Genomic DNA, 20,589 nt, shown 5'->3' with positions numbered 1-20,589 from the left:
TTCTATCATATAGCAGAGGGCGAAGAATTTTGGCTCTTATCATACTTTTAACCATTTACAAAACCGGGATGCTCCCAAAAAACCTGTATCCGATGAAACTTGCCGCCCGAATTTATCCGTGGGGTCAATCTAAAATCTAAAATCTAAAATCTAAAATCGATTGACTCGCACTTCTCTCTAAGTTCGGACTCGAATGTCAATTATTGCGTCAAATTAATTGCATGAAGTTGAAAGAATGGATCGATCATCTCAAACAAAATCACCTGCTCGGCCTGCAGCAATATATATTCACAAATCCTCCCTGGATGACAGGGGCATTAGTAGGTATAATGTCTGTAGCCATGCTGCAATTTGGAATGTGGAAACCCCTTGAATATTTGGGATACAAAATGCTATTTCAAATTCGAGAATCGGGAATTTTGCCAAATCCAGGATGGGATTCGAGAATTGCGGTAATTGCGATCGAACCGCATTCCTTGCAAGAATACGGTCAATTTCCTTGGCCTCGCAACCGCTACGCCCAACTGCTAGAAGCACTGAAAAAATCTCCCCCTACAGCCGTTGGTTTTGACATTCTTTTCCTCGATCCAAGTCCGAAAGATGATATTTTAGCCGCTGCAATCGCCGCCAACGGCAAAGTTGTACTCGCTAGAACCACCAAAGAAGAACCCGTAGCATCTTTAAAAGCAGTCGCCGCAGGTGTCGGCCACATCGGCCAGGAACCCGATAGCGACGGTATTAGCCGCGAGTCAAAAATATTTCTCAACGGGATTCCTAATTTCGGTTTAGCAATGACTCACAGGTACAATGCGGCTAATCCCCAAGATCCAGTATTGCTCCCACAGTCAAAGAATAAGCAGGAAAAAAAAGTCTGGGTTAACTGGCCGGGGAAAACAGAAAATCTACCTACCTATGCTTTTGTTGATGTCGTAGAAGGTAGAATTCCCGCAGATTCTCTGACTAATAAGTTAGTTTTAGTGGGCATAGTTGCTACCGGTTTAGACCCGATCTCTTCACCTCTCGACAAGACTACGGCTGGGGTTTATTTATATGCAGCGTTGGTTGACAATTTGCTCAATCAACGCTTGCTACGGCGGCTGCCGGTACTCGTAGAAATTTTGTTATTGTTGGGGATTGGGTCGCTTACGGCCTTGGTTCTGGGCAACCGAGGCGTGAAGGAGAGAATTGCGATCGCTCTCGGTTTGCCTATCATTTGGATTGGGGCTGGTGCATTGTTATTTGGCTTCTTTTTTTGGTGGGTTCCGATTGCCGCACCTATCGGCACCCTCATTTTATCTGGCACTGCTTTGCAACTGCGGGAACAGTACGAAAAGCAGCAGTTGATGAGGTTATTTGAAAAGCACGTCGCTCCAGAGACAGCTCAGCTTATTTGGGAACGCAAAGCGGAGATATTTGAACAGGGAGAACTCGAACCTCAAGAACTTACAGCAACGGTGCTGTTTATGGATATTCGTAGTTTTACTTCGATTTCAGAAAAAATGCCACCGCGAGATTTACTCACCTGGTTGAACAATTATTTGGAAGCGATGACTAACTGTATTATGGATCACGGCGGCGTTGTAGATAAATACATCGGTGATGCAATTATGGCAGTTTTTGGAGTGCCTTTTTGCCATACCGAATATCGAGAAATTCAACAAGATGCTTTGAATGCAGTTGCGGCTTGTATTGCGATGCACGAACGGCTGCACCAACTTAATCAGCAGCTTAGAATTGAACACAAACCTTTAATTAAGTTTGGCATCGGTTTGCATACCGGACAGTTAGTTGCTGGCAGCGTGGGCGGTTCCCGGCGTTTGAATTATTCTGTGATCGGCGATGCTGTCAACGTTGCTGCTAGATTGGAGGCGATGAATAAGGAAATTGTTTCTGACAGTCCTTTTAATTTGTTGGTGACGGCGAGGACTTTTGCTTATGTGCGCGATCGCTACGAAGGCCAAAAAGTAGGATCGATTCTATTGCGCGGCAAAAAAGAAGAGACTGTGGTTTATGCTATTTTGGGGGAAAAGCATTAGTCAGTTGTCAGTTGTCAGTTGGGAAAATTACCTTTTTCCCAATTCCCCATTAGACCCAACATTCCGCAGTTCTGGCTTTGATGACTAATGATTTTTATACATTCAGTGTACAAAAAATATTAGTGCCTACCTTTTCTAATTTTAGTATCATTCTTTTGCGATTTTGGCGAGATATAAGAAATTTGAATTTACAGATATTTCCTAATATATTCCTTCGGCAATATCTGAACTCATTATCCCTAAATTAGACATCACAATTTAGGCAACACGATCATTACTCACAAGTAAAGCTAAAAGCACTATTGTCAATGAGTAAGATTACTCATTTTTTACCTGTTGACCCAATTAAAATATGACTCCATTTGTTCCTTTATTATTGAAAACAAATTGTTCGGGACTTCTTTAAGTTCCAGAGAAAGGAGAAATAATTAGCCTGACATGAGGTTTTCATGCCTAGCTTAACAATCCCTAAATCTTAATTTTTATCGGCGGCAAAATACTTAACTAGGTCAGAAGCTATTCCTTTTTGGTATGCCACCGAAAAATGATACATCCCCCGATGGTAGTGCCCTGAAGGAAAGGATAGAGTAAGTTACTATTAGAGAGAAGTGTTTATCATAGTGTGATATGACAGTAGAGATTCCCCATTGTCCTAATTGTGGCTCAAAAGAAGTTAGTCGTAACGGTCAAACTCGGCATGGCAAACAAAACTATAAATGTCGAGAATGTGGTCGTCAGTTTGTTTTAAATCCGGCATGGAAACCTATTACAAAAGAACTGCATGAGTTAATGTCACGGATGCTACTTGAACGTATTTCTCAGGCGGGGATTGCTCGGGTACTTCAAGTGTCAGAAGATACAGTGCAGCGATACGTTAATAGCCAAGCGGCTGCTGTTAAGAAGCAAGTGGAGGTGACTCCCAAGGAAAAAAAGCGCTTGAGTGTTCAGATGGATGAGTTATGGTCATTCGTTGATAGTAAAGGAAATCAGCAGTGGGTCTGGCTGGCATTGGATGCCCAGACTAGGGAAATTGTTGGTGTACATATTGGAGATCGTAGCGCAGTATCGGCTCAAGCTTTATGGAATTCAATGCCACCAGTGTACCGTCAATGTGCAGTAATTTATACCGATCATTGGAGTGCTTATGATTCTGTATTGCCTAGTAAACGTCATCGCGCCGTGTAGATAAAGATAGTGGTTTGACTAGCTATATCGGGCGCTTTAACTGTACTATTCGACAACGAGTATCTCGACTGGTAAGAAAGAGCTTAGGCTTCTCTAAAAAATTAGAAAATCATCTTGCTGCTATTTGGCGGTTTGTGCATCATTACAATGCTAATTTACAACTCTAAATGCCTACTTTTCTTTGAATTCAGTTTTATTCTCTCGATCCTTTCCTTCAGGGGACTACCATATAATGGTGCTGATACTAACCCTAGTCCATTCAGGATCATTGCTTTGACAGCATGACCGGGACTTACTATTTCTCCCGGTTGGCAACCGACGATTTCATTGATTTTTTCTACGATTCCTATTTGATCGATGATGCCGGCTACTAAACCCAAGTGGTCTAGGTTTTGGACTGTCACTTCAGGAGTTTTTTTCATGAATTTTTATGGCACTGCTTCATTGAAACAACGCTAGAACCCTGACTTTTTACTCTAACTATTTTACTCTTTCTCTCAAAACTGCACGGAAGTTACGGACGCTGACTGCTGCTGTCCGATTCGACGCGTGAGGGTCAGCTTGTGTCTCAAACAGCACTTGCTTAAGTATTTGTACTCACAATGACCGAGCAAACGCCACCAATCGCTGCCACAGAACCCACCTCCATCCCCATGTGACAGTTAGGGTGCGGAATGTGGGATGAAATAACCATTATAACTGAGATAGCAACCTGTCGTACTCTGCGTGTGAACCAACCCAAAACCAAATCACAGTATCTCCATCCAACTGACCAACGGCTCGATAGTTGTTGCTGATTCTAGCAGAGTAGATTGGTAACTCTGGATGCACTTTTTTGAAACGCAGACTGGAATAATTTGGGTTTTCCTTGAACTGGCGATATGCCTCGCGTGTTTGCTCTTGAACTTGTTTTGGCAGTGCCGCAAAAGATTTACGGAATTCGGCTGTAGTACGGGACTTCACAATGTTTCTGGATCGAGTTCTTGGGTTTTACCTGCGTGATACTCAGCCATTGCGGAGGTGGCAAGTTTAGCAAGAACATCGGGAGAACTCGCAAATGCTCGATCCCATCTTAGATCGTCTTGAAGTTCTTCCAAAATCATTGAGGCGATCGCATCTTGCTCACTTGCAGACAAGGTTTTCAACTTAGCGATCGCACGCTCCAGTAACTCAGTCATGGCTAGCACACTCTTAGAATCAAAATGGCATCTTATCTATTATCGCTTCTTCCTGGCAAGTTGAGCGAATCACAAGTTGCGAGGGTGCGATCGTCCTTTTCAAAGATCGCACTTTCCCTAAAAAAATAATGCTAGAAACTAAAAGGCGATCGCACCCTCATTGAAGAGCGATCGACCAAATGGTAATTTTGAAGTATTGGGTTTTGCGATCGCTGAGCCTCGGAACTCCTTCAGTCAATCAAGGCTCGTTTACAAACATCAAGTCCTTGAGTTAAGCATTGTTCTCGCCACTTTCGAGATCTGGGTGCAAACATTTCTACCAACTGGTGTTTTGTCCATTCATATTTCTGATGTGACTTACCCCACCAGTAAGCACGATTCTCAACCCGCAATGCCTTCAAGACTTGAATCGTTGAGTAAGTGCCAAATTCTGCGGTTAGTAAATCATAGCGACAATCTGGTAGAAGAGCTTGGCACCAAGTTTTTAATCCACCGCGAATTGGATATGACACACCTTCTGTACTGTTCGGTTCTATTGTTTCTGCTCCAAATCGTTGAGCTAGTCTTGAATAAGATTCTGATGTTGCAGATGCGTCAAGCAAAAGCTTATAAGTTCCCCAGCGCCCTAAACCTGTGTGGAAATCAATATGCACTACCTCTGAAGCATTACCAATCCATTGAGGCAAATTGCTAGCTAGAATCTTTTGAGTTTTGGATGGGGAATGACCACCAAAAAAAAGCCCCTTTGAAAAATCGTATTGCCCTACAGGAAAAGTGTTTCTCAAACTGGTCATTCCATATCTCAAAATCAGCCATATAGCTTTAATAATATAAGGTTCAAAGCGTGATGGAGGTAAAGTTGGATTTAGAAAGGAATTGAATTTAGGATAGTCCTTTGGGCTGCCATCAAAAACTTCTTCAGGCAACAAAAAGTTACGATTTAAGTCTACGTTGTTTTCATTCCAACGTCGTCGCCATGCAAAACCATAAGGATTCAGAGCATGAATAAGTACAACCTTAAGATCGGGTGACAAGGATGTGAGAAGTTGCTGCTTTTCTAACAAGGTAAGTTGGATTGCCGAGCCCAAAAAGCCTTCTACTCCATGCAAGCCACTAGAAATGACTACACATCGTCGTGGGTTGGAAGAACCACCGATCGCCACATCAATAGTTAATTCTTCACCAGTTGGACTAACCCGATCAATTGGATAGGCGGAGTGCTGATAACCCAAAGATGAAGATGCTGCTCGAAATCGCTCTCGTGCAGTAATATAGTTGGGTGAAAATGCTTCTGAATCGCTCATAAATCTTCGTTACCCACCAGTAACCTTACAACTATGCCTCAAAAGACAACTCACACAGCATAACGCTTCATTATACTGTAGTTGCTTGCGGTCTAACACTTCGATCGCCCAAACCAATATTACACTATCCATAGAACAATAAGGCTAAAAACTAACGGAGCGATCGTACCGAATTTAAGGGCGATCGACCCAATGGTAAGTTTAAAGTATTGGGTATTGCGATCGAGCGTTGAAACTACAACTCATCAATCGTCACTAACCCCCCCTCAGTAAACTGAACCACAAGCTCATGTTCATCCAAAAGAGCAGTCCCAACTAGAGGTCGCCGTCCTGTAGCAAATACACGAATCTCTCGTTCCTCTCCGTTCCAAAGAATAATAGCTTTATGAACTGGCACTATAACTTCGCTATTATCAGCTAAATTCACGGGCAAATCATATCTAAACGGAAGACCGAGCAGAGCAACTGCTTCCGGTGGTAAACAAATCTGATCCGTAAATCCTGTATCTATCACAAACTCGATCGGGATGTCCGATCGATTCGGAATACGAAATGGCACAGTAATAATTGCGTGTCCATCAACCACAATACCTGAAATCACTTAGACACACGCTCCATGACACCACCTAGAGATGCAGCAACATTATATCCAATACGGATACCAAAGAGTCGAGCATTTAGATTTTTTGCACTCAGGTAATCAGCAGCGTGTAAGCCATTTTCATCAACTTTATAGTCGCCTGTTTCTATATCAATGATGACCATCTTGCCAATATTCTCTTCTAATTCAATTTTTTGGCGGATGGTGCTCTCATACAAATGTTTCGCACGACGAGCGACTTCTTCACGACTCAAAAGGATTGTTTGCATACATTTCCTCTTTTTTATAACTCTTGCTCTTGTTATGGATATGATAGCTCACTACTTCACAATGTTTCTGGATCGAGTTTTTGGGTTTTACCTGCGTGATACTCAGCCATTGCGGAGGCTGCAAGTTTGGCAAGAGCATCGGGAGAACTCGCAAATGCTCGATCCCATTTTAGATCGTCTTGAAGTTCTTCCAAAATCATTGAGGGGAGCGAAGTATAAGGGCTAAGATGAGTTTCTGAAAATTCTATTCTAAACTCCACCTTCTACTTCATCCAAATCATCTGCAGTTAAGGGCGATCGAGCGCTATGGCGGACATACAATACATAAACCGTAGTAGCTCGAATCGCAAACAAGACTCGATAAATGTTTTTGGACTTCCCATAAAGCAACTGCCGAACTTCTTCAGGAAAAATCTCACTTTCAACTGCTAAAGCACAGCGCCGAGGTTTTTCTTGGAGTGTGGCGATTTCATTCATCAAGCCTCGAAACCAGCGATCTGCCAAATCGGGATTCCGCTCTCGATACCAGCGGTAGGCTTGCTCAATTTCAGAAGAGGCGATCGGGGTAATTTCAACCTGAAATGTCATATTTCTGCTGCATTTCTTGGACAAAATTTTCGATAGGGCGAGTAAGTCCGGCGTTGAGTTCCTCGAAACCTTGCTGAATACCTGCAATTGTTTCTAACTGATCGATCAGTTGGCGCAGTTTAATTAGATCGATTTTGCTAGGATCGAGAAAGGTGACGAGAACTTGAGATCGATCGCTCACATCTTGCGGTAGCGAGGCTAGCTGAATCTGCCCATTCTGATAAATGCCTTCGATGGTTTTTAGCATGAGTTGCAGTTTGGTTAGTTCTTCTATTCTAGCAAATTATGATAGCTAACTACTCTTAGATGGCATCTTATCTATTATCGCTTCTTCCTGGCAAATCGATATCTAGGAAGCCGAGCTATCTACGCCGTAAATTCTGGGAAATATTTGTCTAAAAAGTCCATAACCTTTTGAAAGTGGAGAATTCCTTCCTCTGCGCTTAGTGTCCCATACTCTTGGTCTCGATATCCAAGTTTCCAATTATCGGGGTTTTCTAGATAAACCTGTGCATAATCTGTTCCATGCCTGCGATCTAACCACCATAATGCTCCAATAGCCCATAATTGATCGTACTGTCGATCACCAACGGGTAAGTAGGTGTCGAGATACGATCGCAAAACTCTTACCGACTCAGCACCGCCAAAACGAGCTAATGCAAAACAATGAAATTGTCCTGCATAACAAGTTTGACTTGGAATCAGCAAAGTTTCAATTTTATTGAGATGTTGGGAAAAGCGCCCAATTCCACAAAGCCAACTTGCAGTAATTGTCTCCCGCCAACCACCGTTATACATCTGGATCAGTTCTTCGTCAGTTACATCATATATAGCAACTCTTGTCGAGTCTACAAACGCATCTACATTTTTACCACCAATCTCTAAAAAGTTACCGTGTAAAACTTTGAGATAAAGTGGCTTGACATAATGCTCTATAATATAGTCTGTCATTCTTTTTGAGTATCAAATTGTTAAGACCGAACATCTCAAAGATAACATCATCGCAAATTGATGCAAAACTCTAATAGACAAGCTTCAGCCCAAAACAAAATATAAAACCCCCAAACCTTATCCTTAAAAGGGTTTGGGGGTTTTATTCCTAAATCCAGTTCAAATTACAACTTACTCGGCTCGATCGCAGGTGCACGCAGAGACACAGTTTTATCCGTAGCAGCCTTAGCCACAAGCGACGGCACAGAATCGCGCAACTTTGCAGTCAACTGTACAGTAGTTGCATCGTAAACCTGAGTCAGCATCTTCGGATACAAACCAATGCCAATAATCGGCACTAACAGAGCCGCAATAATAAACACTTCTCGCGGTTCCGCATCCACCAATTCCTCGTGATCCGACAATTCCTTATTTTCAGGCCCGTAGAAGATTTCGCGCAGCATCGACAGCAGATAAATCGGAGTCAAAATCACCCCGACAGCAGCTAGAAATACCACACAAACCTTAAACACAGGATTGTAAGCATCGCTCGTTGCAAAACCTACAAACACCATTAATTCTGCTACAAAACCGCTCATTCCCGGCAAAGCCAAAGAAGCCATAGAACAAGCAGTCCACATGGCAAAAACCTTACGCATTTTCTGTCCAACACCGCCCATTTCGTCGAGCATGAGCGTGTGAGTGCGATCGTAAGTGCAGCCCACCATAAAGAACAAACTAGCCCCAATTAAACCGTGGGAAACCATTTGCAGCATTGCACCGCTAATTCCCAAATCGGTAAACGAAGCTATCCCAATCAGCACAAACCCCATGTGCGAAATCGAAGAATAAGCAATTTTTCGCTTCAAATTGCGCTGAGCAAAAGAAGTTAAGGCGGCGTAAACAATGTTAACCACACCCAAAATTACCAAGATGGGTGCGAAGACAGCGTGAGCATCCGGGAGCATTCCCGCATTCATCCGCAGTAAAGCATAGCCGCCCATTTTTAGCAGAATTCCTGCTAGCAACATGTGGGCGGGTGCGGTTGCTTCGCCGTGAGCGTCAGGGAGCCAAGTGTGCAGCGGAAAAATCGGCAGTTTGACGCCGTAAGCTATTAAGAAACCTGTGTACAGGAGCAATTCTACAGTGGGGGCGTAATCTTTAGCTGCGATCGCCCGCATATCGAAAGTCACCGTATCCCCGTAAAACGCCATCGTCAGCGCGCCCAGCAAAATAAACAGCGAACCGCCTGCGGTGTATAGGATAAACTTAGTTGCTGCGTAGAGGCGCTTCTTGCCGCCCCAGATGGACAAAATCAGGTAAATCGGGACTAATTCCAGTTCCCAAACTAGGAAAAACAGCAACATATCCTGCACGGCAAAAACTGCGATTTGACCACCGTACATTGTCAGCATCAAAAAGTAAAAAAGCTTCGGTTTAAATGTGACAGGCCAAGCAGCTAAAGTAGCCAGCGTAGTAATAAAACCAGTCAGCAAAATCAGCGGCATCGATAAACCGTCAGCACCCACCGACCAATTCAAATCGAGTTGCTGCACCCAAGTATAGCTTTCTACCAGTTGCAAATCTGGATTGCTGAAGTCGTACTGAGTGTAAAAAGCGTAAACAAGTAGGGCAAAATCGATCAAACCCACAATTAGGGCATACCACCGCACCGTCTTGCCATCCTTATCGGGAATTAAAGGAATCAGCAAGGACGCAGCAATGGGAAACAGAATTGTTGTTGTTAACCAGGGAAAGTTAGCTGTATCCATTGCGTTTTAAAATGATCCATCAGTTATTAGGTTTAAACACATTTTGCCAATTTTAGCCTAAATTTTATACTTTCTTTAGACGGAACATTTTTTTTTGCTATTATTTGGACAAATTATGCCATCGCAACAGTTAAGTTTAATTAAATATTTATTTCTATTTGCTAATTGTCAATGGTTAGTTATTGAGCTAAGACCATTTCTTAAAATATCTCCTCGTGGGGATACGGCAATGCCCAAAGCGTGTCACATTAACCCTAAAAACTTTTGTATCTTTCGTTGCTCGCCCAGTTGAGATCCCCCTAAATCCCCCTTAAGAAGGGGGACTTTGAGAGAATACTCTTGTTCCCCCCTTATCAAGGGGGGTTAGGGGGGATCTAGACTTCGAGACAAACAAGAGATATGGTCGGTTTGACATTAAGTTGACACGCTTGGAACCATGCCGTCTGCCTAAAGATTTAACTGACTCCAGAAACGATCGCAAAACCCAGAACTGCGACAAACACAATCAGGGCATAAAATTGAGCGCGACCGCTCTCAAAGTATTTCAAACCTTCGCCCGTAACCAGGGTGATCAGCCCTGTTAAGTTGACTACACCATCGACGACTCGCAAATCAACTTCCATGACTTGCCGCGCTAAACGGCGGCTGCCTTTGACAAAAAGAAAATCGTTGATATCGTCGAGATACCACTTGTTGAGGGAGAACTCGTAAAGCGGTTTGATTTTTTGGGCGATCGCCCCAGCATCAATTTTACGGCTCAAATACATCAGAGAAGCCAAAGTAATGCCCAGCAAAGCAATACCTACAGAGCTTCCCCCCATAATCAGAAATTCCGTCAAATTGAACTCAGCAGCGTGTTCCAAAACTTCTTCGAGAGACTCGCCTGGAGCGCGAACAAACTGCTCGAAATAATTGGCAAACGGCGTACCGAGAAAACCGATAAACACAGAAGGTACTGCCAGCAATACTAACGGCAGAGCCATTGTCAGAGGAGATTCGTGAGGCAAATGGTCGTGCTCATCGTGACTGTCGTCAGTTGATGCCAATTCCTTAACGTTCATCGCTCCGGGGCCAAAAACAAGACCGGGTTGCAGGAGTTGCTGCTTGATGGCGCTGTCATTGCCCCGGAATTCGCCCTCAAAGGTGCTGAAATACATTCGGAACATATAAAACGCGGTCATCCCGGCAGTCAGCCAGCTAACAGCCCACAGAGCGGGATTTGCTGCGAAGGCGCTGGCGAGGATTTCGTCTTTTGACCAAAAACCAGCAAACGGCGGAATTCCGCAGATTGCCAAATTTCCGATTAAAAAGCAAGAAGCGGTAATCGGCATATATTTCCGCAAGCCGCCCATAACTCGCATATCTTGAGCGAGTGCGGGGTTGTGGCCTACAACTGCTTCCATACCGTGAATCACTGAACCTGAACACAGGAACAGCATTGCTTTGAAGTAAGCGTGAGTCATCAAGTGGAAAAGTCCGGCACTGTAAGCGCCGACGCCCATTGCCATCACCATGTAACCGAGTTGGGAGATGGTGGAGTAGGCGAGGCCTTTTTTGATGTCATTTTGGGTAATCGCGATCGAAGCACCCATAAATGCCGTAAAACAGCCGGTGCACGCGATCAAATTCATGACTGCAGGCAGCCCTTCAAACACTGGGTACATCCGAGCGATCAGGAATACGCCGGCGGCTACCATTGTCGCGGCGTGGATTAAGGCCGAAATCGGTGTCGGGCCTTCCATTGCGTCTGGCAGCCAGACGTGGAGGGGGAATTGAGCGGATTTGGCTGCTGGCCCCAAAAATATCAGGACGCCGAAGATTGTCGCCAGAGTCGCCGAAAGAGCACCGGATTCGACTAAGGAGTGCAGGCGTTCGCCCATCACCTCAAATTCAAAGCTGCCGGTGGCCCAGTAAATGCCGAGGATGCCCAGCAGTAGGCCGAAGTCGCCGACGCGGTTGGTGACAAAAGCTTTTTGGCAAGCGTCAGCAGCGGGTTTGCGATCGTACCAAAATCCGACTAGCAAGTATGAACACATACCTACCAGTTCCCAAAAAATGTAAATCTGAACGATGTTCGGGCTGACTACGAGACCCAACATCGACGCGCTGAAGATGCTCAGGTAGGCGTAAAAGCGCACGTACCCGTCATCGTGAGCCATGTAGCCGTCGGTGTAAATCATCACCAAAAAGGCGACCGTAGTGACGATCGCCAGCATCACCGCCGTCAGGGGGTCAATGATATAGCCCATATTCAGCGAGAAGTCGCCAGCAGAAGCCCACTGAATACTGCGGGTGTAGGGTGCGTGGCCCTGTAGTTGACTCCACAGCAATGCGAAGGAGAGTACCATTGACCCTCCGAGTGTGGAGACGATTAATATCGCATTCGCTTGTCGGAGTTTGTTGGTTGCCTGGTTAAAGGTGATTAACCCTAGACCTACTAGCATTGCGCCTGCCAGCGGCAGGACTGGAATCAGCCAAGCGTATTGATAAAGCGGTTCCATGACTGATAGGTAGTTTAAAGTTTCTACTAGATATTGCCAAAACTGTGAACTATTGTGACACAGGCTTGGACGACTGGGCATAAATGCTGGCTTTTTTTGAATAGTCCCGGACGCTCCGCCTCTATTTTTATGGGGCTGGCGGCGGATTTTATCACTAGGGGTAGTTTAAATTGTCAGTTCTTGGGTAAGTCAAGTAAGGTCGATCGCCATTACCCCAAGTTGAGAATCGCATCCGTAGTGGAGGCGATAAATGTGGAACTGCGAACAGTTGCGGGGGAAGCATTTAAAACATTGGCTAAAATGTCGCCATTAGCTAACAAGATGAGCGTGTTTGCCCCCGCCGCATTGAAATTGAGGTCATTCAAACTGATACTGGCGGCGATCGCAATTCTATCTCCTGGATTTAAATCGGTAATTCGATCGGCAAAATTGGCATCCCTGCCCCCTGCATCCACATCTATTTTGACAATAAAACTATCTGTGCCGCCGCCACCAGTCAGAATATCAAAACCTGCATCGCCCAGCAAAAAATCATTACCTTCATCGCCGTTTAAAGTGTCATTTCCTCTACCTCCCCGCAAAAAATCATTGCCATTTCCGCCACTTTGACTATCATCATCTTGACCGCCGCTGAGCAGATCGCTGCCATCATCTCCGAAAATTAAATCGCTGCCTTTGCCACCCCGCAGCAAGTCATTTCCAGCGCTGCCACGCAGCACATCCTTTCCAGCATTCCCATTAATTACATCATTAAATGACGAACCATTCACGGTATCGTTACCGTCTAAGGCTCGCACGCCGGCTGGAAATTGAGTCGCACTGTTGGGAGGTATTTGAAATAAATCATTGCCAATAGTTAAGTCAATAAAACGAGCGCTAGGGGCGGCAGTCAATAAGTTATTAAAAAAGCTGAATTCTTCAAAGTTTAGGAGCGTTCCAGAACCCGATCGCACAACATCCAGCGACTCCCGCGGCGGCACCAAAATCAGTTGGTTGAAAAACGGGTCGTTCCCAGTTCGCAAGCCTTCCAAAAGGCTGTCCAAGTTGACAACCTCAATCTTAATTGTGGCAGTAAGATTCGGCTGCTGCTGCTGAAAACGATCCACAATTCCTTGCAATTCTTCCCTGTTAAAAAACAAGGGAATCACCTCTTGTTGGTCTCGTTGAATTGTCAAATAACCGTTGTCCGGGCCGCCTCTAGCCACAAACAGAGGTACACCGCTGTATTCGTTAACTTGCTGACCATTTTGGCGCAACACCGTTTTAGCAGACTCAACCTGCTGCGGTGCTGGAACGTAAGTAAACTTCACCTCATCCGGCTTGCCTTTATTTGCTTGAGAAAGCTGGTAAATTTCCCCCAGCGACACTGGCAGTACGCGCACCGAAGCCGCCAACTGAGGGTTTCTCGTTTTGAGTTGCTCGACAAAAGCTCGAGCATCCTGCTGGCTGATAAAAATTTGCGCCACTGAATCATTGCCGCTTTGACCCTCACCTTTTTTGGGAACAGAAGTGATCAGGAGCGCACCAGTCGCGTCTGTAGTCGTAAACACGGGCACCGAGCGCAGCTTTTCGTCAATTTGTGCATTAGACAGTGCTAATGCTTTGAGATTTCCCGCTTCGGAAGCAGCGAGCCAGTCAACCTTAACTAAATTAGACATGGTGGTATTAACACGTGTTAAATTCGTTAAATCTTGTACTTACCGGCACAATAGCTGTTATATCCCCGAATTTTTTAAGAAATCGCGGATCTAACAGCTATGGGGCTTAAAAATGTTACCTGTTGGCTACTTCCTGAAGTTGCAGCCGTTGAGATGGGGAAGCTAGGTGAGCCGCCAGCATCCAGGAATCCAGAGTCCGCCGCAGTTCCTCCCGCCCTTGGTACTCTTCAAATCTAAATCGAACTTTATCGCCCTCAAACAAAATCAGCGTGGGCAGACTTGTGAGCCGGTAAGTGTGGGCCAACTTGAAACATTGATCGGCATTCACCCCTACGAGCTTGACTTTTCCTGCCCACTGTGCCTCAAAACTCTTAAGCGTGGGGTCGATCGCGCGGCACAAACCGCACCAGGGGGCGGAAAAGTGAACTAAAACGGGGGTAGAGGCTTGAAACACCTCTTGTGCAAAAGTGCGTTCGCTAACCGACAACACCATGATCCCTCAAAATTTAATAATTTTTTTCTATCCTAGGGATCATGCTACCAGTATATGTTCCTAGTTACACGCATCAAAAAAGGATGAATTTCCCACAGCAGGCCCGTAAAAATGACTACACCTAGATAGGAAGGGCGCAGAAACTCAAGCAAATCAAGGGTTTGACGCTTTTGTAGGATTGCCAAAAAAGGCATGATTGAGGTTCGAGATTTGAGGGTTTCAAAGGATTCTCCAAAACGAGCCTGAAGCCGCCTGTCGCCGTGCCACACTCCGAACAGGTGGTGAAGTACCAAACCGATGGAAGTGACGAGGGTAAAGCTAGTGCCAATCCACAGGGTGTGGGCCACGCACCAAATCACCTGTCCCACCATTTGCGGGTGACGGGTGATGCGAATGATGCCAGTTTCGTAGAGGTGAACTTGGGGCTTTTGGACGGCGGCAATTTCTAGGAGGTTGAATGTTGCTGGGTACAGAAACAGAAAGGAAATTGCCGAAAGTATCCAAACTGCGGGTTTAACTCCGGGTAATCCCTGTACTTGCCAAAGCTGTATGCCGTCGTAGCGGTGGTTGAAAAAGTAGACAATCAGAATGACGGCTAGCGGCAAACTGACAAGGGCAAACAAAACCCGGTAAAGTCTCGGCCCGATCAGCTTTTCACCTTTTGGTCGGAGGGCTGCTAAACCGCTGTGGGCGATCGCAAAAACCAGTAACAGGCCCAGAATAACTAAGTGGGAGTCGAGCGCCAAGTCGATCGTCATTGCAAATATTAAGAAAAGTTATTGATTCTCGGCCAAATTGTGTCACAAAGTATCTATGGGAGCATTCAGCGGTTATCAGTCAGTTAACTGTTCACTGTTCGCTGTTGACTGTTCGCTGTTCGCTGTTGACTGTTCGCTGTTGACTGTTCGCTGTTTGCTGTTCGCTGCCTACAGTCAACCGTCAACCGTCAACTGACAACTGACAACTGACAACTGACAATTTAGATATATGTCTGACCTTCCTTTCACTTTAGACCAGTTACGCATTCTCAAGGCGATCGCCTCTGAAGGAAGCTTCAAACGCGCCGCGGACAGCCTCTATGTATCCCAGCCCGCAGTTAGCTTGCAAGTGCAAAACTTAGAGAGACAATTGGACGTGCCGCTGTTTGACCGGGGGGGGCGGCGGGCGCAACTGACCGAAGCCGGACACCTGCTGCTGAGTTACGGCGAGAAAATTTTATCGCTTTGCCAGGAAACTTGTCGAGCTCTGGAAGACTTGCAAAATCTCCAAGGCGGTACTTTGATCGTCGGCGCTTCTCAAACAACGGGAACCTATTTGCTGCCCCGGATGATCGGGATGTTTCGCCAAAAGTACCCGGATGTAGCAGTACAGCTTCACGTTCACTCGACTCGCCGCACGGCGTGGAGTGTGGCCAACGGGCAAATCGATTTGGCAATTGTTGGCGGAGAAATTCCTACCGAACTTGTAGAAGCTTTAGAAATTGTTCCTTACGCTGAGGACGAACTGGCTCTGATTCTCCCTCCATCTCACCCGATGGTACAACAAGAAACTATCCAAAAAGAAGACCTTTACAAATTGCAGTTTATTTCCCTCGATTCGCAGTCTACGATCCGCAAAGTAATCGATCAGGTACTGACTCGCTGTGGCATAGACACGCGCCGCTTGAAAATAGAGATGGAACTAAATTCGATCGAAGCCATTAAAAATGCCGTTCAGTCGGGGCTGGGAGCTGCTTTTGTCTCGGTTTCGGCGATCGAAAAAGAGTTGCTTATGGGCGTCTTGCACAAATCTCAAATGGACGAAGTTTTGGTAACTCGCATTTTGTCGCTGATTTACAACCCCAACCGCTACCGTTCTAAAGCAGCAGAGGCTTTCAGCAATGAAATTTTGCCCCAGTTTGCTACTTATTCGACCATCCTGGAGAAGAAAGAACCTCCGGCGCTCGATTTGGGATTCATAGAAATAGGAACTCCCAACTCGGCGGGAAGTTAATCTCTTAGGTCGCTGGCAGTTAGCAGTTCGCGGTTAGTTGAGAAATCGAAATTTGGTTTAACCATCACTTTTTCTTCATTCTTCCCTTTTCCCTCTTCCCTATTTCTTCTTCCCTCTTCCTTCTTCTTAGCAAACAAAAATGGAAGTTTACTGCACCCGACCGGGCTGCCCGCGCCCTCAAAACTATTTTCCCGACCTCGATGACAGTTCGCTCCTAAAAACGGTGCAGCAAAAGTTTTGCACCGCTTGCGGGATGCCCATGATTTTGAGCGGCCGCTATTTGCCCGTGAGGTTGTTGGGTCAAGGCGGTTTTGGGGCGGCATTTTTGGCCAGAGACCGCTATACTCCCGCGATGCGGCAGTGCGTTGCTAAACTTTTGCAGCCGTCGGTAAGTCTGACTCCGCCCCAGCTAAAAATCGCTCAAACTCTGTTTGAACGGGAAGCGGCGGTGCTGGAAGAACTGGGAAACGAACATTCCCAAATTCCGAGTTTGCTGGCTTTTTTTGAGCTGACTGTTACGAGTTTGCAGCCGGGAAAAAACGATCAGTTTTTCTATCTGGTTCAAGAATTTATTGACGGTGAAAATTTGGAGGATGAACTGGCTGTTAAAGGCAAGTTTTCGGAGGCGGAAACGGTGGAGGTGCTGCGAGAAATTTTGAAGGTTCTCGATTTTGTGCACTCTCGCGGTTCGATTCACCGGGATATTAAACCTGCTAATATTATGCGGGGTAAAAACGGTCGGCTTTATTTATTAGATTTTGGGGCTGTTAAACAAGTAACACAAAGTGTTGGGAGTGCAAAAGCTTCGACTGGTATTTATTCTTTGGGTTATGCCCCGCCAGAACAGATGAGCGGGCAAGAAGTTTATCCGGCAACGGATTTGTATGCTTTGGCTGTGACTTGTATTACTTTGCTGAGTGGTTTGCAGCCGACGGAGCTTTTTGATAGTTACAGAAATGAGTGGAATTGGCAGTCGCGCGTGCGGGTAAGTTCGCGTTTGGCTCACGTTCTCGATCGAATGTTATTATCAGCTCCCAGCCAGCGTTTTCAATCTGCGAGTGAGGTGGAAGCGGCTCTGATGTCTGGGCCTCAACAACCTTCTCAACCACCTACAGTCGTGGTGGCGCCGCCTCCGATACCTATTCAACCGACTCTGCCACCTCCTGTACGGGTTCCTGCAACACCTCCCGGAGGGCTGCAACCTTCGCAGAGAGCGACTTTTTCGATTTGGGAGGTTTTGTCGGGAGCGGCGTTTACGGGTTTTGAGGGGGGGGTGCTGGCGATCGCCCTGACGAGTTTGCTGCCCTCTCCTGGCTTGAGTATCGGATTGTTGGGGATGATTGTGGCGGGTTTGATTTACGGCCAGTACCGCAGGGCGATCGAACAAACTGAGATGTTGATTATTGGTGCAGGTACTGTGGCTTTGCTGTGGTTTTTCCCGGTTTTACAGACGGCTGCAGGTGCGATTTATCCGAATTCTCCGATCACTGGCGTGTTGTTTGTGGGATGGTTGGGTGCTTTGGGTGCGATCGCTGGAACAGCTATTTTTAGATTGATTTATAAGTTACTTTCTACTATTTTTTAAGCTAATAGTCATCTCCAGAAAAGCCTGTTTTGAACAGGCATCTTGCATGTTCCACAATAATTAATTATGGGAGATGTCTAATTTAAAATGCACACTCACAAGTCTATCTACCCGAATTGGGTGATTGCTTGGGGCCCAGAAGCCCGATCGCACCCTGCAACTTGGGAAACGTCCGGTTTTGCCATAATCGGAGATCAACCCACCTTCAGCCCCAATCAGCGATTTGTGCTCGTAGGTGACTGCAGCTTCGATCGCACTCCCATGCTCAAACAACAGATTGATACCGATGGATTGACCGATTTGGCGATCGTCGGGCGGCTATGGGAACAGTACGGTACTAAAACACTGAGCTTGCTGTCAGGACAATTTGCCCTTGCTGTGTGGGATAGAGACGAGCAAACCTTGTGTCTGGGGCGCGATCGCGTGGGAGCCAAAACGCTCTATTACACCCGTGCAGGAACGACTCGCTGGATTGCGCCTCGACTGCGATCGCTCAATCCGTATCACGATCGAGAACTTGATTTAGTTGCTTTGCGCGACTACTTGTGCTGTGCCTTTGTACCGGGAGCACAAACGCTGTGGGAAGCGGTGCGAGAGTTGCGGCCCGGTAGCTACCTGTACTTACCGGATATTGAGGCGCACAGATACTGGCAGCCACAGGAGCAAATTGCTAACGCCGATCGCCCTTTGGAATGGCACAGTCAACAAGTGCGATCGCTTTTGGAACAACTGGTGCAGGAAGCGCTACCAGCAGGAGAACCAGTCGCAGCGTATCTTTCGGGCGGGATAGACTCAAGTTGCGTCGCCGCGATCGCCACAAGGCTGCACGATCGTCCGGTACACACTTTTTCGATGCACTTTGGCGCTCAATATCCCAGCGAGATTGAATTTGCCAACATCGTCGCAGCACATTGTGGCACTGAGCACCACGTTTTGGAAGTTTCGCCAAAGCAAATTTGGGAGTTGCTGCCGGAAACGCTGGCGGCGATGGATGATCCAGTGGGGGAAGGCTTGACGGTTCCCAATTTGCTGTTGGGGCGATCGGCAAAGCAATTCGCAGACGTGGTACTCAATGGCGAAGGTGGCGATCCGTGCTTTGGCGGGCCGAAAAATAAGCCGATGTTACTCAACAGTTTGTATGGTTCGATTCAGGGTAAACCAGATCCGATCGCAGCTTATTTGACTTCGTTTCAAAAATGCTATGTGGATTTGCCACGTTTGCTGAAGCCGGAGGTTTGGGAAAAGGTGAAGAATGCGCCTTCCGTCTTTGCTGAGGAATTGCAACAGACAGAAACGACGTTTTTGAATCGGCTGATGCGGCTCAACATTGAGTTTAAAGGAGCCGATTACATTTTGACCAAGGTGAATAATCTCACGGCTGCGGCGGGACTAAAAGCTCGATCGCCTTTATTTGATTCGCGGATGGTGGCACTGAGTTTGCAAATTCCGCCAGAGTACAAGCTTTCGGGCGCGCAGGAAAAAGCGGTTCTCAAGGCTGCTGTGGCGGATTTACTGCCCGATGTCATTGTTAACCGTCCGAAAAGTGGCATGGTGATGTCGATGCAGCAGTGGTTTTTGAGGGATTGGCAGCGGCAAGCGCGATCGTTGTTGCTGAATCGTCATGCGGCGATCGCGCCTTACCTCGATCGAACACTAATTCGTGAGTGGCTAAACTATCGTGGCGAAGTTTTTCCCCGCTATGGGCTGAAGCTGTGGCTGCTGGTGACGCTGGAAATTTGGTTACAAGTTAATCGCCGTTAGTTATCCAAAATTAGGACACGGCGCCGTGCCTTTCGTCGTGTCAACTTCAGCAGTTGACCTTCAAATTTCTCGATCAACCATGGCATTTTCCCTATGCGGTTTTCGCTCTTGTTTATAGAACCGATTTGACATCTTTTAGTCGGCCAGCTTTTTAACAATACTCCGGACAGTTTTTAAATAGGGATGCTTACGCAATAAAGCACAGAAGCGAAAAAACTGAGTGCTATCTGAACCCAAAATAAACAGAAAAAAAGGCCCTCTTTTAGGTTAAGCTATAAAAACACACAAGCTCAACAGATTGCCTTAGGAAGATTATTGAATCCATCTTACAACAAATGCCAGGAATTAGTCAACCCCAAAAGAAGTTTTTAATCACTTTATTCTCAACTATTTTGCTGGTCTATGGTAAGGTCAACTTCACGAATCTCAGTCGTTATAGTTATTTGAGCGAAAAAACCTACCGTCGTCACTTTCTCAAAAGCTTTAATTTTCCACAATTTAATCAATATTTCCTCGAATATGCCTTAAATCCTGAACACACAGTCATTGCTGTTATCGATTGTTCTTTTTTAAAAAAAAGTGGCAAAAAAACTGACGGTAAGGGTTATTTTTATAATGGTGTAGCGGGGAAATCGGAAGAGGGGTTGGAAATTTCTGTAATTTCTATTGTCGAAATTGAGAGTCGTTTATCTTATAGCTTAAGCGTACAACAAACTCCATCACGCCCTCAAATAAA

Annotated in this window: 19 protein-coding genes and 2 pseudogenes; 6 read left to right on the top strand and 15 right to left on the bottom strand. The window is 45.9% G+C overall.

All coding sequences use genetic code 11. From position 1 onward, the window contains the following. Window positions 1-221: 221 nt before the first annotated feature. Together QUA16_RS28830 and QUA16_RS28825 are read left to right on the top strand one after the other, a co-directional pair. Complete coding sequence (locus QUA16_RS28830; RefSeq protein WP_333109677.1) at window positions 222-2,036, top strand: adenylate/guanylate cyclase domain-containing protein; 1,815 nt, start codon at window positions 222-224, stop codon at window positions 2,034-2,036. Between the two features lie 627 nt (window positions 2,037-2,663). Next, window positions 2,664-3,388 (top strand): IS1 family transposase gene (locus tag QUA16_RS28825; protein ID WP_333181524.1). Its coding sequence is split into 2 segments (ribosomal slippage): window positions 2,664-3,215 and window positions 3,218-3,388, totalling 723 coding nucleotides; the frame shifts between segments, so codons are not numbered across the junction. 51 nt (window positions 3,389-3,439) lie between these two features. Here QUA16_RS28825 and QUA16_RS28820 read toward each other — a convergent pair. From QUA16_RS28820 to QUA16_RS28750, 15 genes and pseudogenes are all read right to left on the bottom strand, one after another. After that, window positions 3,440-3,643: pseudogene (locus QUA16_RS28820) on the bottom strand (DUF4277 domain-containing protein); the annotation flags it as partial. Window positions 3,644-3,914: 271 nt separating this feature from the next. Then, a complete protein-coding gene (locus tag QUA16_RS28815; protein WP_333106391.1) occupies window positions 3,915-4,184 on the bottom strand; it encodes a ParE family toxin-like protein in 270 nt (89 codons plus the stop codon). Beyond that, a complete protein-coding gene (locus QUA16_RS28810; RefSeq protein ID WP_333106393.1) occupies window positions 4,181-4,399 on the bottom strand; it encodes a hypothetical protein in 219 nt (72 codons plus the stop codon). The genes QUA16_RS28815 and QUA16_RS28810 overlap by 4 nt, the downstream gene beginning before the upstream one ends. Before the next feature lie 230 nt (window positions 4,400-4,629). Continuing rightward, window positions 4,630-5,703: a M14 family metallopeptidase gene (locus QUA16_RS28805; RefSeq protein WP_333106395.1), complete on the bottom strand. Its 1,074-nt coding sequence runs from the start codon at window positions 5,701-5,703 to the stop codon at window positions 4,630-4,632. A gap of 235 nt (window positions 5,704-5,938) precedes the next feature. Then, window positions 5,939-6,289, bottom strand: coding sequence for a clan AA aspartic protease (locus QUA16_RS28800; protein ID WP_333106397.1), 351 nt, complete (start codon window positions 6,287-6,289; stop codon window positions 5,939-5,941). A gap of 11 nt (window positions 6,290-6,300) precedes the next feature. Further along, window positions 6,301-6,573, bottom strand: coding sequence for a hypothetical protein (locus QUA16_RS28795; RefSeq protein WP_333106398.1), 273 nt, complete (start codon window positions 6,571-6,573; stop codon window positions 6,301-6,303). A 56-nt stretch (window positions 6,574-6,629) separates the two neighbouring features. Beyond that, window positions 6,630-6,833 carry a hypothetical protein gene (locus QUA16_RS28790; RefSeq protein ID WP_333106400.1) on the bottom strand — a complete coding sequence of 68 codons (204 nt, stop codon included), beginning with the start codon at window positions 6,831-6,833 and terminating at the stop codon, window positions 6,630-6,632. After that, a complete protein-coding gene (locus QUA16_RS28785; protein ID WP_333106402.1) occupies window positions 6,823-7,161 on the bottom strand; it encodes a type II toxin-antitoxin system RelE/ParE family toxin in 339 nt (112 codons plus the stop codon). The genes QUA16_RS28790 and QUA16_RS28785 overlap by 11 nt, the downstream gene beginning before the upstream one ends. After that, a complete protein-coding gene (locus tag QUA16_RS28780; RefSeq protein WP_333106404.1) occupies window positions 7,145-7,408 on the bottom strand; it encodes a hypothetical protein in 264 nt (87 codons plus the stop codon). The genes QUA16_RS28785 and QUA16_RS28780 overlap by 17 nt, the downstream gene beginning before the upstream one ends. Window positions 7,409-7,527: 119 nt before the next feature. After that, the gene (locus tag QUA16_RS28775; RefSeq protein WP_333106406.1) at window positions 7,528-8,112 is read right to left on the bottom strand and encodes a DUF6000 family protein; all 585 of its coding nucleotides are present in this window, start codon (window positions 8,110-8,112) and stop codon (window positions 7,528-7,530) included. Between the two features lie 164 nt (window positions 8,113-8,276). Beyond that, window positions 8,277-9,863 carry an NAD(P)H-quinone oxidoreductase subunit 4 gene (locus tag QUA16_RS28770; protein ID WP_445252195.1) on the bottom strand — a complete coding sequence of 529 codons (1,587 nt, stop codon included), beginning with the start codon at window positions 9,861-9,863 and terminating at the stop codon, window positions 8,277-8,279. A gap of 455 nt (window positions 9,864-10,318) precedes the next feature. Continuing rightward, the gene (locus QUA16_RS28765; RefSeq protein WP_333106429.1) at window positions 10,319-12,364 is read right to left on the bottom strand and encodes an NAD(P)H-quinone oxidoreductase subunit 5; all 2,046 of its coding nucleotides are present in this window, start codon (window positions 12,362-12,364) and stop codon (window positions 10,319-10,321) included. A gap of 209 nt (window positions 12,365-12,573) precedes the next feature. Next, a complete protein-coding gene (locus QUA16_RS28760; RefSeq protein ID WP_333106408.1) occupies window positions 12,574-14,022 on the bottom strand; it encodes a Tic22 family protein in 1,449 nt (482 codons plus the stop codon). A 115-nt stretch (window positions 14,023-14,137) separates the two neighbouring features. After that, entirely contained in the window at window positions 14,138-14,515 is a 378-nt protein-coding gene (locus QUA16_RS28755; RefSeq protein ID WP_333106410.1) for a thioredoxin family protein, read from the bottom strand. A gap of 44 nt (window positions 14,516-14,559) precedes the next feature. Further along, window positions 14,560-15,273, bottom strand: coding sequence for an NnrU family protein (locus tag QUA16_RS28750; protein WP_333106411.1), 714 nt, complete (start codon window positions 15,271-15,273; stop codon window positions 14,560-14,562). A gap of 229 nt (window positions 15,274-15,502) precedes the next feature. Here QUA16_RS28750 and QUA16_RS28745 point away from each other — a divergent pair, with 229 nt between their 5' ends. The 4 genes and pseudogenes from QUA16_RS28745 to QUA16_RS28730 form a co-directional block, all read left to right on the top strand. Then, entirely contained in the window at window positions 15,503-16,507 is a 1,005-nt protein-coding gene (locus QUA16_RS28745; RefSeq protein ID WP_333054398.1) for a LysR family transcriptional regulator, read from the top strand. Window positions 16,508-16,646: 139 nt separating this feature from the next. Next, on the top strand, window positions 16,647-18,092 hold the full coding sequence (locus tag QUA16_RS28740) for a serine/threonine-protein kinase (protein WP_333106412.1): 1,446 nt from the start codon (window positions 16,647-16,649) through the stop codon (window positions 18,090-18,092). A gap of 87 nt (window positions 18,093-18,179) precedes the next feature. Continuing rightward, window positions 18,180-19,853 (top strand): asparagine synthase-related protein, encoded by a 1,674-nt coding sequence (locus tag QUA16_RS28735; protein ID WP_333106414.1) that lies wholly within the window; start codon window positions 18,180-18,182, stop codon window positions 19,851-19,853. Window positions 19,854-20,188: 335 nt separating this feature from the next. Beyond that, window positions 20,189-20,589: pseudogene (locus QUA16_RS28730) on the top strand (transposase); the annotation flags it as partial.

The organism is Microcoleus sp. S13_C3 (assembly GCF_036700905.1).
Taxonomy (GTDB): Bacteria; Cyanobacteriota; Cyanobacteriia; order Cyanobacteriales; family Microcoleaceae; genus Microcoleus.
The sequence above is the reverse complement of the archived record's forward strand: the minus strand, read 5'-3'. Positions and strand labels throughout refer to the sequence as shown.